This window comes from Staphylococcus piscifermentans (assembly GCF_900186985.1).
GTDB lineage: Bacteria > Bacillota > Bacilli > Staphylococcales > Staphylococcaceae > Staphylococcus > Staphylococcus piscifermentans.
Genome location: NZ_LT906447.1, coordinates 2418297 through 2434024, shown reverse-complemented (window position 1 = coordinate 2434024; position 15728 = coordinate 2418297). Strand labels below are relative to the sequence as shown.

The 15728-nt window shown below is 38.0% G+C and carries 16 protein-coding genes, 1 pseudogene and 1 other annotated feature (1 of these 18 only partly in view); all 17 genes and pseudogenes read left to right on the top strand.

The window, feature by feature from the left end; genetic code table 11:
• Positions 1-68 precede the first annotated feature (68 nt).
• A pseudogene (locus tag CKV71_RS11435) lies at positions 69-455 on the top strand (UvrB/UvrC motif-containing protein); the annotation flags it as partial.
• Between the two features lie 4 nt (positions 456-459).
• A complete protein-coding gene (locus CKV71_RS11430) occupies positions 460-1464 on the top strand; it encodes a protein arginine kinase (protein ID WP_095106897.1) in 1005 nt (334 codons plus the stop codon).
• 11 nt (positions 1465-1475) lie between these two features.
• Positions 1476-3941 carry an ATP-dependent Clp protease ATP-binding subunit gene (locus CKV71_RS11425; protein ID WP_095106895.1) on the top strand — a complete coding sequence of 822 codons (2466 nt, stop codon included), beginning with the start codon at positions 1476-1478 and terminating at the stop codon, positions 3939-3941.
• A gap of 176 nt (positions 3942-4117) precedes the next feature.
• Positions 4118-5488: a DNA repair protein RadA gene (gene radA / locus CKV71_RS11420; RefSeq protein ID WP_095106893.1), complete on the top strand. Its 1371-nt coding sequence runs from the start codon at positions 4118-4120 to the stop codon at positions 5486-5488.
• Positions 5489-5515: 27 nt separating this feature from the next.
• Positions 5516-6574 carry a PIN/TRAM domain-containing protein gene (locus CKV71_RS11415; protein WP_095106891.1) on the top strand — a complete coding sequence of 353 codons (1059 nt, stop codon included), beginning with the start codon at positions 5516-5518 and terminating at the stop codon, positions 6572-6574.
• 289 nt (positions 6575-6863) lie between these two features.
• Positions 6864-8318: a glutamate--tRNA ligase gene (gltX, locus tag CKV71_RS11410; protein WP_095106889.1), complete on the top strand. Its 1455-nt coding sequence runs from the start codon at positions 6864-6866 to the stop codon at positions 8316-8318.
• Between the two features lie 304 nt (positions 8319-8622).
• Positions 8623-9252: a serine O-acetyltransferase gene (gene cysE / locus CKV71_RS11405; protein ID WP_186824455.1), complete on the top strand. Its 630-nt coding sequence runs from the start codon at positions 8623-8625 to the stop codon at positions 9250-9252.
• Complete coding sequence (cysS, locus tag CKV71_RS11400) at positions 9236-10636, top strand: cysteine--tRNA ligase (protein WP_095106885.1); 1401 nt, start codon at positions 9236-9238, stop codon at positions 10634-10636. The genes cysE and cysS overlap by 17 nt, the downstream gene beginning before the upstream one ends.
• A complete protein-coding gene (locus CKV71_RS11395) occupies positions 10629-11030 on the top strand; it encodes a Mini-ribonuclease 3 (RefSeq protein WP_186824454.1) in 402 nt (133 codons plus the stop codon). The genes cysS and CKV71_RS11395 overlap by 8 nt, the downstream gene beginning before the upstream one ends.
• A gap of 5 nt (positions 11031-11035) precedes the next feature.
• On the top strand, positions 11036-11779 hold the full coding sequence (gene rlmB, locus CKV71_RS11390) for a 23S rRNA (guanosine(2251)-2'-O)-methyltransferase RlmB (RefSeq protein WP_095107341.1): 744 nt from the start codon (positions 11036-11038) through the stop codon (positions 11777-11779).
• 3 nt (positions 11780-11782) lie between these two features.
• Positions 11783-12307, top strand: coding sequence for an NYN domain-containing protein (locus CKV71_RS11385; RefSeq protein WP_095106883.1), 525 nt, complete (start codon positions 11783-11785; stop codon positions 12305-12307).
• Between the two features lie 71 nt (positions 12308-12378).
• Positions 12379-12963, top strand: a complete 585-nt coding sequence (locus CKV71_RS11380) for an RNA polymerase sigma factor (protein ID WP_095106881.1) — start codon at positions 12379-12381, stop codon at positions 12961-12963.
• Positions 12964-13078: 115 nt separating this feature from the next.
• Positions 13079-13222, top strand: coding sequence for a 50S ribosomal protein L33 (gene rpmG, locus CKV71_RS11375; protein WP_095106879.1), 144 nt, complete (start codon positions 13079-13081; stop codon positions 13220-13222).
• A 46-nt stretch (positions 13223-13268) separates the two neighbouring features.
• Positions 13269-13466 (top strand): preprotein translocase subunit SecE, encoded by a 198-nt coding sequence (gene secE, locus CKV71_RS11370; RefSeq protein WP_095106877.1) that lies wholly within the window; start codon positions 13269-13271, stop codon positions 13464-13466.
• A gap of 20 nt (positions 13467-13486) precedes the next feature.
• On the top strand, positions 13487-14035 hold the full coding sequence (gene nusG, locus CKV71_RS11365) for a transcription termination/antitermination protein NusG (RefSeq protein WP_095106876.1): 549 nt from the start codon (positions 13487-13489) through the stop codon (positions 14033-14035).
• Between the two features lie 182 nt (positions 14036-14217).
• On the top strand, positions 14218-14640 hold the full coding sequence (rplK, locus tag CKV71_RS11360) for a 50S ribosomal protein L11 (RefSeq protein ID WP_095106875.1): 423 nt from the start codon (positions 14218-14220) through the stop codon (positions 14638-14640).
• Between the two features lie 205 nt (positions 14641-14845).
• Positions 14846-15541 carry a 50S ribosomal protein L1 gene (rplA, locus tag CKV71_RS11355; protein WP_095106873.1) on the top strand — a complete coding sequence of 232 codons (696 nt, stop codon included), beginning with the start codon at positions 14846-14848 and terminating at the stop codon, positions 15539-15541.
• A gap of 141 nt (positions 15542-15682) precedes the next feature.
• Positions 15683-15728, top strand: a sequence feature (ribosomal protein L10 leader region) (it continues 104 nt past the right edge of the window).

Here is a 15728-nt window from a genome sequence, read left to right as displayed (position 1 = left end):
ATGTTGAACCTATAAAAGCAGAAAATTACGATGAAGAACCTTCATTTGAGAATCATCAAGAAGATATGGAAGGTTCATTTGTAATCAAACAAATCTTGCAGCACTTAGCGACAAAGCATGGTATTCATTTAGAAGAATTCAATGTTAAAGAAGAAAAGCGCTGCCCAAACTGCCATATGACAATTAAAGATATTGCCTATAAAGGGAAATTCGGATGTGCGCAATGCTACACGACTTTCAAAGAGGATATTGTGGATATTGTAAGACGTGTGCAAGGTGGACAATTTGAACATGTCGGTAAGACACCTGTTTCCTCAACGCATAAAATAGCACTTAAGAAATTAATCGAATCTAAAAATAAATATTTACAGCAATTAGTAGATAAGCAATTGTTTGAAGAAGCGGCTGTAGTACGCGATGAAATTAAAGCACTTCAAGCAGAAAGCGAGGGATAGCTGCATGAAAGAACATTCAATGTATATGAGTGAATGGATGGAACATGGTGAAGAAACACCTGTGGTAATGTCTTCACGCATTCGACTCGCAAGAAACTTGGATAATCATGTGCACCCCTTAATGTTTACTTCAGATATTGAAGGTCAAAAGGTAATTAATGAAGTACAAGATGCATTGCCGAAAATGCAGACTTTGCAGCTGAGCAATCTGGAACAAAGAGATAAACTTAAACTTGTAGCCAAACATTTAATTAGTTCAGAGCTGATTAAACAACCTGCCTCAGCAGTATTGTTGAATGAAGATGAATCATTAAGCATAATGGTAAATGAAGAAGATCATATCCGGATTCAAACGATGAGTACCGATATGAATCTTGAATCTTTATTTCAAAAGGCTTCAGAAGTAGACGATGAGTTAGATCGCAAACTCAGCATCAGCTTTGACGAAACACTTGGTTATCTTACAACCTGTCCCACGAATATTGGTACAGGAATGCGTGCCAGCGTAATGCTGCATTTGCCTGGTCTTTCGATTACCAAACGTATGAATCGAATCGCGCAAACGATTAACCGCTTCGGCTTCACCATCAGAGGTATTTATGGCGAAGGCTCGCAAGTGTATGGCCACGTCTTCCAAGTTTCAAACCAATTGACGTTGGGAAGAACAGAAGAACAAATTATAGAAACTTTAATAGAGATTGTACAACAAATCATTACAGAAGAATTGAATGTCAGAAAACAATTGGACCAACATAGTTCAGTTGAAATGGAAAATCGCATCTATCGTTCTTTCGGATTGTTGCGATATAGTCGCTTGATGTCACTTGAAGAAGCGGCAATGCGACTCAGCGAAGTGAAACTAGGTATAGATTTAGGGTATATTGAAATACCAGACTTTAATTTTAATGAAATGATGGTCGCTATACAAACACCATTTTTAATAAATGACACAGATGAAGTATCGATAAATGAACAAAGAGCAAATATTATTAGAGAACATATAAAATAGGAGGTTATGCTATGTTATTCGGCAGACTTACAGAACGTGCACAGCGTGTATTAGCGCATGCACAAGAAGAAGCGATTCGTTTGAATCACTCAAATATCGGAACTGAACACTTACTTCTCGGTTTAATGAAAGAACCAGAAGGCATCGCAGCTAAAGTATTAGAAAGTTTCGGTATTACAGAAGATCTTGTAGTAGCAGAAGTAGAGAAACTAATCGGACAAGGTCAAGAACAAGTCGGCACATTGCACTATACGCCAAGAGCTAAGAAAGTTATCGAACTTTCAATGGATGAAGCACGTAAACTTCACCATAATTTCGTCGGAACAGAGCATATCTTGCTTGGTTTAATCCGTGAAAATGAAGGCGTAGCAGCACGTGTGTTTGCAAACTTAGACTTAAATATTACAAAAGCACGTGCTCAAGTTGTTAAAGCACTTGGCAGCCCGGAAATGAGCAACAAAAATGCGCAAGCCGCAAAATCTAATAACACACCGACATTAGATGGTTTAGCACGTGATTTAACAGCGATTGCTAAAGACGGCACATTAGATCCTGTTGTCGGACGTGACGCAGAAATCACACGTGTGATCGAAGTATTGAGCCGTCGTACTAAAAACAACCCAGTATTAATCGGGGAACCTGGTGTAGGTAAAACAGCAATTGCAGAAGGCTTAGCTCAAGCAATTGTAAATAATGAAGTACCTGAAACATTGAAAAATAAACGTGTGATGTCATTAGATATGGGTACAGTGGTTGCTGGTACTAAATATCGTGGTGAATTCGAAGAAAGACTTAAAAAAGTAATGGAAGAAATTCACCAAGCAGGCGATGTTATCTTATTCATCGATGAATTGCACACATTAATCGGTGCAGGCGGTGCTGAAGGCGCAATTGATGCCTCTAACATCTTGAAACCAGCACTTGCACGTGGTGAATTGCAAGCAATCGGTGCCACAACATTAGACGAATATCGTAAACACATTGAAAAAGACGCAGCGTTAGAACGTCGTTTCCAACCTGTACAAGTAGATGAACCAACTGTTGAAGACACAGTATCTATCTTGAAAGGTTTACGTGATTGCTATGAAGCACATCACCGTATCAACATCTCTGATGAAGCTATCGAAGCAGCAGCACGTTTAAGTGACCGTTATGTTTCAGATCGCTTCTTACCAGATAAAGCTATCGACTTAATCGATGAAGCAAGTTCTAAAGTAAGACTTAAAAGTCATACCACACCAACGAACTTGAAAGAAATCGAACAAGAAATTGAAAAAGTGAAAAACGAAAAAGATGCAGCTGTACATTCACAAGAATTTGAAAATGCTGCTAATCTTCGTGATAAACAAACTAAATTAGAAAAACAATACGAAGACGCTAAAAATGAATGGAAAAATGCACAAGGCGGTTCTAATACAACTTTAAGTGAAAATGACATCGCTGAAGTGATTGCTGGATGGACTGGTATCCCATTGACTCGTTTGAACGAAACAGAATCTGAACGTCTGTTGAACTTAGAAGACACATTGCATGAACGTGTCATCGGTCAAAAAGATGCTGTAACTTCAATCAGTAAAGCAGTAAGACGTGCTCGTGCAGGATTGAAAGACCCTAAACGTCCAATCGGAAGCTTTATCTTCTTAGGACCAACTGGTGTAGGTAAAACAGAATTAGCTCGTGCCTTAGCTGAATCAATGTTCGGAGACGAAGATGCAATGATTCGTGTAGACATGAGTGAATTCATGGAAAAACACTCAGTCAGTCGTTTAGTTGGTGCCCCTCCAGGCTATGTAGGTCATGATGACGGCGGACAATTAACTGAAAAAGTAAGACGCAAACCTTATTCAGTTATCTTGTTCGATGAAATCGAAAAAGCACATCCAGATGTATTCAACATCTTGCTTCAAGTCCTAGATGATGGTTTCTTAACTGATACGAAAGGACGCAGAGTCGATTTCCGTAATACAGTTATCGTTATGACTTCAAACGTTGGTGCACAAGAATTACAAGACCAACGCTTTACAGGTTTCGGTGGCGGTTCATCAGAAGGTCAAGACTATGAAACAATTCGCAGCACAATGTTGAAAGAATTGAAAAATGCCTTCCGTCCTGAATTCTTAAACCGTGTAGATGATATTATCGTCTTCCACAAACTTAATAAAGAAGAATTGAAAGAAATCGTAACTAAAATGGTTAATAAACTTACAGAACGCTTATCTGAACAAGATATTAATATCAGCGTTACTGACCAAGCTAAAGAAAAAATTGCTGAAGAAGGTTACGACCCTCAATATGGTGCACGTCCGCTTATCAGAGCAATTCAAAAAACAGTTGAAGACAACTTGAGTGAATTGATTTTAGACGGCAACCAATTAGAAGGCAAAGATGTAGTTGTGGATCATAACGGCGAAAAATTCGAATATAATATCAACGACCGTGAAACAGATGAAACGGTTAAAACAGCTACAAAAGCGTAAAATCAAATACAAATTGAATAGATAGAGTAAGAGCATGCGTTGCATTGTAATATCAACGTATGCTCTTTCTTTATGCATTTGAGACCCTGTAAAAATTCAAAATCTGATATGATGGAATTTAGCATAGTAAAGGTGTAAAATAATTATGCTTTTCACAAAAAATAGGAGGTGTGATTTTGGCAAAGAAAAAAGTCATCTTTGAGTGTATGGCATGTGGGTACCAATCTCCGAAATGGATGGGTAAATGTCCGAATTGTGGAGCATGGAACCAAATGGAAGAAGTCGTTGAAAAGAAAGAAGCACCAAGCGGCAGAGGCATGCGTACACGTGAGCAGACAGCGAAAGTAACGAAGCTGAATCAAGTACAAAATGAGACGACTCCGCGTATTCAAACGAGTTCTCCTGAATTCGACAGAGTCTTAGGAGGCGGCGTTGTACAAGGGTCACTGGTCTTAATCGGCGGAGATCCAGGAATTGGTAAATCTACGTTGCTACTGCAAATCTGTTCAGCCTTATCACAAAAGAAAAAAGTTTTATATATAACTGGTGAAGAATCACTTAACCAAACCAAGTTGCGTGCAGATCGTCTGGAAGAAGATTCCAGCAATTTGAATGTATTTGCAGAAACAGATTTAGAAGTGATTAAAGAAGCGGTCAAACAGACACAACCTGATTTAGTGGTGGTAGATTCCATTCAAACAATTTATCATCCGGATATTAATTCTGCGCCAGGTTCGGTCTCGCAAGTAAGAGAAAGTACACAAATTTTAATGGGTATTGCAAAGCAGATGAATATTGCAACCTTTATAGTAGGGCATGTAACGAAAGAAGGCCAAATTGCAGGACCAAGATTACTAGAACACATGGTGGATACAGTATTGTATTTTGAAGGTGATGAACACCATGCCTACCGTATTCTGCGCGCAGTTAAAAACCGCTTCGGCTCTACTAATGAAATGGGTATTTTTGAAATGAAACATAGCGGATTGAAGGGCGTGAAAAATCCTTCTGAAATGTTCTTAGAAGAACGTTCTACCAATGTGGCAGGTTCGACTATCGTACCAACCATGGAAGGTACCAGACCGCTATTGATTGAAGTACAAGCCTTAGTTACACCGACAACTTTCAATAATCCTAGACGTATGGCTACAGGTATTGACCATAACCGTTTGAATTTATTGATGGCTGTACTTGAGAAGAAAGAAAGCTATTTATTGCAACAGCAAGATGCTTATATCAAAGTAGCAGGCGGAGTCAGATTAACTGAACCAGCTGTCGACCTAGCAATCATTGCTTCGATTGCTTCTAGTTTCAAAGATCAGCCGGTCAACGGCATGGACTGCTATGTGGGTGAAGTAGGATTGACTGGTGAAGTACGTCGTGTTTCACGTATTGAGCAGCGCGTACAAGAAGCAGCGAAACTTGGATTTAAACGTGTGATTATCCCTAAAACAAATATCGGCGGTTGGGAATTCCCTGAAGGAATCCAAGTTATCGGCGTTACAAGTGTTCATGAAGCGCTTGATTTCGCTTTGATGAAACGCTGAGACAGATAAAGAGAGGGGGACATCAGCGTGAAAATTATTAAAATGATTGTGATAGCAAGCTATGTTATTTTAGGTGCCACGCTAGGCGTTATCATTATTCCGTCAGTGGCACGCGATACAGGAATACTGCATACTTATCCTTGGCTTGCCAACAAATATATTGTCAGCTTATTCGGTATACTATTATTCTTTTTAATTTTTGGAATTTTTATTCCGCGCATCACAAAATATGTGCGGAAGCTTGAAATCTTTATCATGCGCCATAGTGCAATCGAAATTTTATTTGCAGCCATTGGTTTGATTATGGGCTTATTAATTTCTGTAATGATTTCTTTCATCTTAAATTTAATTGGTTCTTCATTATTTCTTCATGTTTTACCTATTATCATTACAGTTTTCTTAAGTTACTTAGGGTTCCAATTCGGTTTGAAAAAAAGAGACGAGATGTTGATGTTTCTGCCTGAAAAAATGGCGCGTTCTGCACAATTGAACACCTACAGTGCTGCACCTAAAATTATTGATACAAGCGCAGTCATTGATGGCAGAATTTTAGAAGTGATAGAATGCGGATTCTTAGACGGTGAGATATTAATTCCGCAAGGTGTGATTAATGAACTGCAAATTGTGGCAGATTCTACGGACAGTGTTAAAAGGGATAAAGGCCAACGCGGTTTAGACATCTTGAATCGTCTGCATGATACTGCTTATCCTACGCGTATTATACATCCGCAGAAATCTTATAATGATATTGATGCGTTGTTAATTAAATTAGCACATAAATATAAAGCAGACGTGATTACTACTGATTTTAATTTAAATAAAATATGCCATGTTCAAGGCGTGAAAGTCTTAAACGTCAATGATTTATCTGAAGCAGTGAAACCGACTGTCCGTCAAGGCGACCAGATGAACCTCTTGTTGACAAAAATAGGTAAAGAGCCTGGTCAAGGTGTCGGCTATTTAGAAGATGGCACGATGGTAGTGATTGATGATGCGAAAACATATGTGGGTGAATATGTAGATATTGAAATCATAAGTATTTTACAAACTTCGTCGGGCCGCATTATATTTGCTAAATTAATTTAAATACAATCTATTTAAAAAGAAAACTTCAGAACGCTCTACTAGATTTTTGCAAGCATTGGGCTTACCAAATAGCGCTTGTAATGCTACAATAAATAAGAATGGATACAGAATGTTTGATGATTTTTGTGTCACGAAATGAACTGTTGATTCAAGACAATGGTGTAAGACTGCAACACTGAATACACTGGCATTCTATATGAATAAGGAGAAAGCGAAGACAACAAGGAGCAACTTGCTTTTTGAGGTTTTCTTTTTCCGAAAAACAATAAAAACAGGAGTGAACGATATAATGAGTGAACGCGTAAGAGTAAGATATGCACCGAGTCCAACAGGTTATTTGCATATCGGAAACGCTAGAACAGCACTATTCAACTACTTATTTGCTAAACATTATGATGGAGATTTTATTGTACGTATTGAAGATACAGATAAAAAACGTAACTTAGATGATGGTGAATCTTCTCAATTCAGCAATTTGGAATGGTTAGGTCTTGAGTGGGACGAATCAGTGGATAAAGATAAAGGTTACGGTCCTTACCGTCAATCAGAACGTGCGAAATTCTATGATCCTTTAGTGGAACAATTATTAGCAGAAGATAAAGCTTATAAATGTTATATGACTGAAGAAGAATTAGAACAAGAACGTGAAGAACAGATTGCACGTGGTGAAACACCGCGTTACGCAGGTAAACATGCTCATTTAACACCTGAAGAACAAGAAGCGTTTGAAGCGGAAGGCCGTCAACCTTCAATTCGTTTCCGTGTGCCTAAAGGTAAAGTCTATAAATTCGATGATATGGTTAAAGGTGAAGTATCGTTTGAATCTGATAATATCGGCGACTGGGTTATTGTGAAAAAAGACGGTGTACCGACTTATAACTTCGCTGTAGCAGCAGATGACCATTACATGGAAATTTCTGATGTTATCCGTGGCGATGATCACGTTTCCAACACACCTAAACAATTAATGATTTATGAAGCGTTCGGCTGGGAACCACCACGTTTCGGCCACATTTCACTTATCGTGAACGAACAACGCAAAAAATTAAGTAAACGTGACGGTCAAATCTTGCAATTTATCGAACAATATCGTGACTTAGGTTACTTGCCTGAAGCATTGTTCAACTTTATTACATTGCTTGGCTGGTCTCCTGAAGGTGAAGAAGAAATCTTCTCTAAAGAAGAATTCATTAAAATCTTCGATGAAAACCGCTTGCAAAAATCACCTGCTTTCTTTGATAAGAAAAAATTAGCTTGGGTGAACAACCAATACATGAAACAAAAAGACTCTGAAAAAGTCTTTGAATTGGCCTTGCCTCATTTAATCAATGCAGGTTTAATTCCTGAATCTCCTTCTGAAGCAGATTTGGACTGGGGTCGCAAATTGATTGGTTTATACCAAAAAGAAATGAGTTATGCGGGTGAAATTGTACCGTTATCTGAAATGTTCTTCCGTGATGAAATTGAGTTGAATGATGAAGAAAAAGAAGTTATCAGCGGAGAACAAGTACCAGAATTGATGCATCATTTATATGGCAAGTTGGAAGCTTTAGAACCGTTTGAAGCGGCTGAAATCAAAAAAACAATCAAAGCAGTTCAAAAAGAAACTGGTATTAAAGGTAAACAATTATTCATGCCGATTCGTGTAGCTGTAACTGGTGAAATGCATGGACCAGAATTGCCGAATACGATGGAAGTATTAGGTAAAGAAAAAGTACTTACACGCTTGAAAAAATATCTTTAAAATATATTGAAGTTGCTTGAATTTTTGAAATAAACCACCTATTATTAAAGGTGATTACTGAGGATTAGTAGATAATAGTTTATGTTCAGAGAGTGTGCGGAAGCTGCGAGCACATCATAACTATTATTGAATGCACCTTGGCGTATGAAATAGTGAATACGGGATTATTTGAGAGTATGTAAGAAATCGCTTGAGCGTTATTTCAACATGCTGAAGAAGAGTGGAACCGTGCGATTGCACCTCTGACATTAAGTTGTTGGAGGTGCTTTTTTTATAATTAGGAGGGGATTACGTGTTTAGAAGAATGAGAGACGATATAAAAATGGTGTTTGAACAAGACCCTGCTGCCAGAACAGCATTCGAAGTTGCAACGACTTATGCAGGACTACATGCAGTTTGGAGTCATTTAGTGGCTCATAAATTATATAATAAGCAGCACTATGTGGCTGCGCGCATTATTTCGCAAGTTTCACGTTTTTTTACAGGTATTGAAATTCATCCAGGAGCTAAAATAGGTAAACGTTTATTCATTGACCATGGTATGGGTGTAGTTATCGGGGAGACATGTACTATCGGTGATAACGTTACAATTTATCAAGGTGTGACGCTTGGCGGTACTGGTAAAGAGAAAGGGAAACGTCACCCTGATATCGGGGACAACGTTTTAATTGCTGCAGGTTCAAAAATTCTAGGCAATATCAAAGTAGATTCTAATGTGAATATCGGAGCGAATTCGGTTGTACTGCAAAATGTACCAAGCTATACAACAGTAGTAGGTATTCCAGGACATATTGTAAAACAACATGGTAAACGTATCGGTAAAAACTTTGACCATCTCAATCTGCCAGATCCAATTTATGAACAAATGAAACAATTAGAAAAACAACTAGAGCAAGTTAAGAATGGAGAGATTCAAGATGATTACATTATATAATACTTTAACTAGACAAAAAGAACCCTTTGAACCGCTAGAACCGGGTAAAGTTAAAATGTACGTCTGCGGGCCAACGGTTTATAACTATATTCATATCGGCAACGCACGTCCTGCTATCAATTATGATGTGGTGCGCCGTTACTTCGAATATAAAGGATATGATGTCAATTACGTCTCTAACTTTACAGATGTGGATGACAAATTAATCAAACGCTCTAAAGAGTTGAATGAAAGTGTCCCTGAAATTGCGGACCGCTACATCCAAGCTTTTTACGAAGATACAGGTGCTTTAAATGTTAAAAAAGCGACTTCTAATCCGCGCGTTATGAATCATATGGATGATATTATCGCATTCATTAAAGATTTAGTAGATAAAGGCTATGCTTACGAAAGTGGCGGAGATGTTTACTTTAGAACGCGTAAATTCGAAGACTACGGTAAATTAAGCCATCAATCTATTGATGATTTGAAGGTCGGCGCACGTATTGAATCAGGTGAACAAAAAGAAGATGCGTTGGACTTTACACTATGGAAAAAAGCGAAACCAGGCGAAATCAGTTGGGATAGTCCATTTGGTAAAGGGCGTCCAGGTTGGCATATTGAATGCTCAGTAATGGCATACAATGAATTAGGTGAAACGATTGATATTCACGCAGGCGGCAGTGATTTACAATTCCCTCACCACGAAAATGAAATTGCACAATCAGAGGCACATAACCACGCACCATTTGCAAACTACTGGATGCATAATGGATTTATTAATATTGATAATGAGAAAATGAGTAAGTCATTAGGCAACTTCGTATTAGTGCATGACATCATTAAAGAAGTGGACCCAGATGTATTACGTTTCTTCATGATCAGCGTACATTACCGCAGTCCGATCAATTACAATATGGAACTGGTTGAGTCAGCTAAAAGCGGTTTAGAACGTATCCGCAACAGCTATCAAGCAATCGAAGAACGCGAAGCTATTGCAACAGATATTGAAGAACAATCTGAATATATTGAACAAATTGACCAATTGTTGGCACAATTCGAGAAAGTAATGGATGACGATTTCAATACAGCGAATGCAATCACTACTTGGTATGACTTAGCGAAATTAGCGAACAAATATGTATTGGAAAATACCACTTCTAAAAAAGTAATCGCCCATTTTAAAGAAGTCTTCCAAATCTTCAGTGATGTCTTAGGTGTTCCATTGAAAGGCAAACAACAAGATGAATTGTTGGATGAAGATATTGAAGCCTTAATTGAAGAACGTAATGAAGCACGAAAAAATAAAGACTTTGCACGCGCTGATGAAATTCGCGATCAATTAAAAGAACAAAATATTATCCTTGAAGATACAGCGCAAGGCGTGAGATTCAAACGTGGATAATAACAATAATATAAAATTGCTGAACCCATTATCATTAGCATACATGGGGGATGCAGTTTTAGATCAATTCGTCCGCAAACATATCATTTTGAAATTACGTGCAAAGCCGAATCGTTTGCATCAGCAAGCTAAACAATATGTAACCGCTAAAAGCCAAGCTGCTACATTAGATTATCTGATGCATGAAGATTGGTTTACAGAAGAAGAACAAGAAATCATACGACGAGGCCGTAATGCTAAAAGTCATACTAAAGCTAAAAACACTGACGTACAGACTTATCGTAAGAGTTCGGGGTTAGAAGCGGTAATAGGCTATTTATATTTAGAAAATAAAGAAGAAAGACTGCAAGCATTATTAGAAAGTATTGTAGCTGCAGTAGAAGAAAGGGAGTGATGGACGTGGAAGATTCAGTGATTGTCGGTCGCCATGCCGTCAAAGAAGCTATTACATCAGGACATTCAATCAACAAAATCTTAATTCAAGATGGCGTAAAAAAACAACAACTTGAAGAAATATTAAAACATGCAAAAAATCAAAAAATAGTGGTCCAAACTGTCCCAAAATCAAAATTAGATCATTTAGCTGAAGCACCGCATCAAGGAGTCGCCGCATTAGTAGCACCGTATGAATATGCTGAGTTAGACGACTTGCTCGCTCAATTGCAAGACAAAGAAGGATTGCCGACGTTGGTCATACTAGACGGATTAGAAGATCCTCATAATCTAGGGTCTATTCTACGTACCGCAGATGCTGCAGATGTTGACGGAGTCATTATTCCAAAAAGACGTTCTGTTGCCTTGACCCAAACCGTTGCCAAAGCTTCTGCGGGAGCGATTCAACATGTGCCTGTCGTACGCGTGACAAATTTATCGCAAACGATGGATTTATTGAAAGATAAAGGTTACTGGATAGCGGGAACAGCTGCTGATAATGCAACAGACTATCGACAAATGGCAGCGGACATGCCGCTTGCAATTGTCATCGGTAATGAAGGGCACGGTATGAGCAGATTGGTAAAAGAGAAATGTGATTTTTATATCAAAATTCCTATGGCGGGACATATCAACAGCTTAAACGCATCTGTAGCTGCAAGCTTAATGATGTATGAGATTTATCGCAAACGCCATCCGGCAGGTGAATAAATCATGAAGGATCGCTATTTAATTATTGATGGTTATAACATGATAGGTCAAAGCAGCTATCTTACAAATTTAGCTAAAGACAGTTTAGAAGAAGCGAGAGAGAAGTTGTTGTTATCTATAGGCAATTACAATGCTGCAGTCGCTGATGAAATTATTTGCGTATTTGATGCCTATGAACAAGAGGGCAATGAAAGCGTGAGTTACTATCATGGGATTAAAACTATTTTTACGAAAGAAAATGAGACGGCAGATAGTTATATAGAACGACTAGTGTATGATTTGTACGATAAGCACACCACGCATATTGCTGTAGTAACAAGTGATTTGAGTGAACAGCATGCTATTTTCGGGACAGGCGCTTATCGTATCCCGTCACGGGAAATGTGGCAAAATATCAAGTTGAACGAAGCAAGTGTCAGTACATCAATGAAAACCTTTGATAATAACAAGCCGAGAACTCGTATTCCTTTATCAGATGAGGTACTCACAGAATTTGAAAAAATACGGCGCGGCAACCAAGAAAAATAAAATTTTGCAAGTTGATTAACGAAGATGAATTCAGGTATGCTAATTTCACTTTCTGAGAAAGGAATAATGCCATGCCTCAGTACTCCAGTGAAATCACCTCGAAAATCACCTCGTTAATTATACGCGCTCAAGCAGAAGACAAAGAGGCCGTTAACCAGTTGCTTATCTTATTACAGCCCTTGATTCGCCAACGCATTCAAAATAAAAGTATCGCAATTTCAGATTGTGACGACTTACTTCAAGATATCTCCCTTAGAATTTGCAGAAATATAGATAAATATCAACTATCAACAAGCACACCCTTTGATCATTTTTTAAATCGCCTAATTAAAACTTCAAAGTTTGATTACTACCGAAAGCAAACTAGATTGAATCAACAACACCAATGTTTGATAGCAGAAGCGCGGAGTCAATATGAGACCGCTGTTTCAGAACAAAGAATTGAGGAAAGATTAATTATAGAAGAAGCAAGGAAAAAGTTGGATTCTTATTGCAAGAAGTTAAGCAAACTAGAACAAGAAGTAGTACAATATATATTGGACGATTATTCTCCGCAAGAAACAGCAAATGCGATGGGGATTACTGAAAAAGCAGTATATAATGCACTCTATCGCTGTAAAACAAAATTGCGCAAAGAATACAAACAAGATGAATGAAATACTAGACTTATTTTACATATAGGCACAACTTACAATTGATTAGTCGTTTGACATTGTGAGGGTTTCTTATGTATAGTAAGTGAGTATTTAATATAGGTAAGGTGAAGGTATTATGAAGAAAGTCCCGCTCAATTGTGAAGTATGCGGAAATAGAAATTATACCGTACCAAAGAACAGCGACCTTGCAGAGAGATTAGTATTGAAGAAGTATTGCAAAACCTGCAATGCACATACGATACACAAGGAATCGAAGTAGTTGCCTTGCGCCACGATGAATTTAATGACTAATTGGAGGTACGACAATGGCTGAAGATAAGAAAAAAGCACCTAAAGATAGTTTCTTTAAAGGCGTAATTTCTGAAATGGAGAAGACAAGTTGGCCGACTAAAGAAGAATTGTTGAAATACACAACTATTGTTATCGTGACAGTAGTATTCTTCTTACTCTTCTTCTATGCCTTAGATTTGGGAATCGGTGAATTAATAAAATTATTTAGTTAATATGAGGAGTGACAACATACATGTCTGAGGAAGTTGGAGCAAAGCGTTGGTATGCCGTGCATACTTACTCTGGCTACGAAAATAAAGTTAAAAAGAATTTAGAAAAACGTGTGGAATCGATGAATATGACAGAACAAATTTTTAGAGTTGTCATACCAGAAGAAGAAGAAACACAAGTCAAAGATGGTAAAGCGAAGAAATTGACGAAAAAAACATTTCCAGGTTACGTTTTAGTGGAATTAGTAATGACAGATGAATCTTGGTATGTCGTTCGAAATACACCAGGCGTAACTGGATTTGTCGGCTCAGCTGGTGCCGGTTCTAAACCTAATCCGCTGCTTCTGGATGAAGTCCGCTTTATCTTGAAACAAATGGGAATGAAAGAGAAAACAATCGATGTAGAAGTTGAAGTCGGTGAGCAAGTACGTATTAAATCAGGCCCATTTGCTAACCAAGTCGGTGAAGTGCAAGAAATCGAAGCAGATAAATTCAAATTGACTGTATTAGTAGATATGTTCGGAAGAGAAACTCCAGTTGAAGTAGAATTTGATCAAATCGAGAAACTTTAAGATTCAAATTGAACTGCATGAAACACTAAAAATGAAAATAGTGTTGATTTTACAATTTTTAAATGATATAATACTGTGGTCGTGCTCGCGAAGGGCAGGCCATTTCGTCACGAAATGTTTTAAGAGTGGGAGGGCAAAATTGAGCCCTGTGACCACATCACGATATCAAGGAGGTGCACATCGTGGCTAAAAAAGTAGAAAAAGTAGTTAAATTACAAATTCCTGCAGGTAAAGCGAACCCAGCACCACCAGTTGGTCCAGCATTAGGTCAAGCAGGTGTGAACATCATGGGATTCTGTAAAGAGTTCAATGCAAGAACACAAGAACAAGCAGGTTTAATTATTCCGGTAGAAATCAGTGTATATGAAGACCGTTCATTTACATTCATTACTAAAACTCCACCGGCTCCAGTACTACTTAAAAAAGCAGCTGGCGTTGAAAAAGGTTCTGGTGAACCTAACAAAAACAAAGTTGCTTCAGTAACTAAAGATCAAGTACGTGAAATCGCTCAAACAAAAATGCCTGACTTAAATGCGGCTGATGAAGAAGCGGCTATGCGTATTATCGAAGGTACTGCTCGTAGTATGGGTATCACTGTAGAATAATAACGTAGCAAAGAGAGCTATTCTATAATGCATCTCTTAAACGAACAAACATAACAATTTGAAACTTGAAACAAACCGGCAGATGACTCAAAGTGAATCCAATATTTATATTGCGAACAGCTGACAGCGTCATCTGCTCTTAACTTGCAGTAGCAAGTAATGTGGGAGGACATTCCGCTAAAACCACTAAAGGAGGAAATAATAAATGGCTAAAAAAGGTAAAAAGTATCTAGATGCTGCTAGCAAAGTTGACCGTAACGAACACTACAGTGTTGAAGACGCAATCAGCTTAGCTAAAGAAACAAGCGTTGCTAACTTTGATGCAACTGTTGAAGTAGCATTCCGTTTAGGTATCGATACTCGTAAAAACGACCAGCAAATCCGTGGTGCAGTAGTATTACCGCACGGAACTGGTAAAACTCAACGTGTATTAGTATTCGCAAAAGGTGATAAAGCTGCTGAAGCAGAAGCAGCAGGCGCTGATTACGTAGGTGAATCAGAATACGCTACTAAAATCCAACAAGGCTGGTTCGACTTTGATGTAGTTGTTGCTACACCAGATATGATGGGCGAAGTTGGTAAATTAGGTCGTGTATTAGGACCTAAAGGTTTAATGCCAAACCCTAAAACAGGTACAGTAACTATGGATGTTAAAAAAGCAGTTGAAGAAATCAAAGCTGGTAAAGTTGAATACCGTGCTGAAAAAGCTGGTATTATCCACGCTTCAATTGGTAAAGTATCATTCAGCACTGAAGATTTAATTGAAAACTTCAATACTCTTCAAGATGTTATTGCTAAAGCTAAACCAGCTTCTGCAAAAGGTACTTACTTCAAATCTGTTGCAGTTACAACTACAATGGGTCCTGGTGTCAAAGTAGATACTTCTAACTTCAAACTATAATATATAACTGAAATGAATGAACTAGAGAAAATAACAAGTTGTGACGTGCCGAACGAATTGATTTGAATCTGAACCTGCTTGAAATTATTTTCTCTAGTTTTTTAAAACATATTGACATATCACATCTAAACCGTTATATTGGTTAATGTGATTATTTTACCTAAGACAGTAGGAGTTAATAAATAAC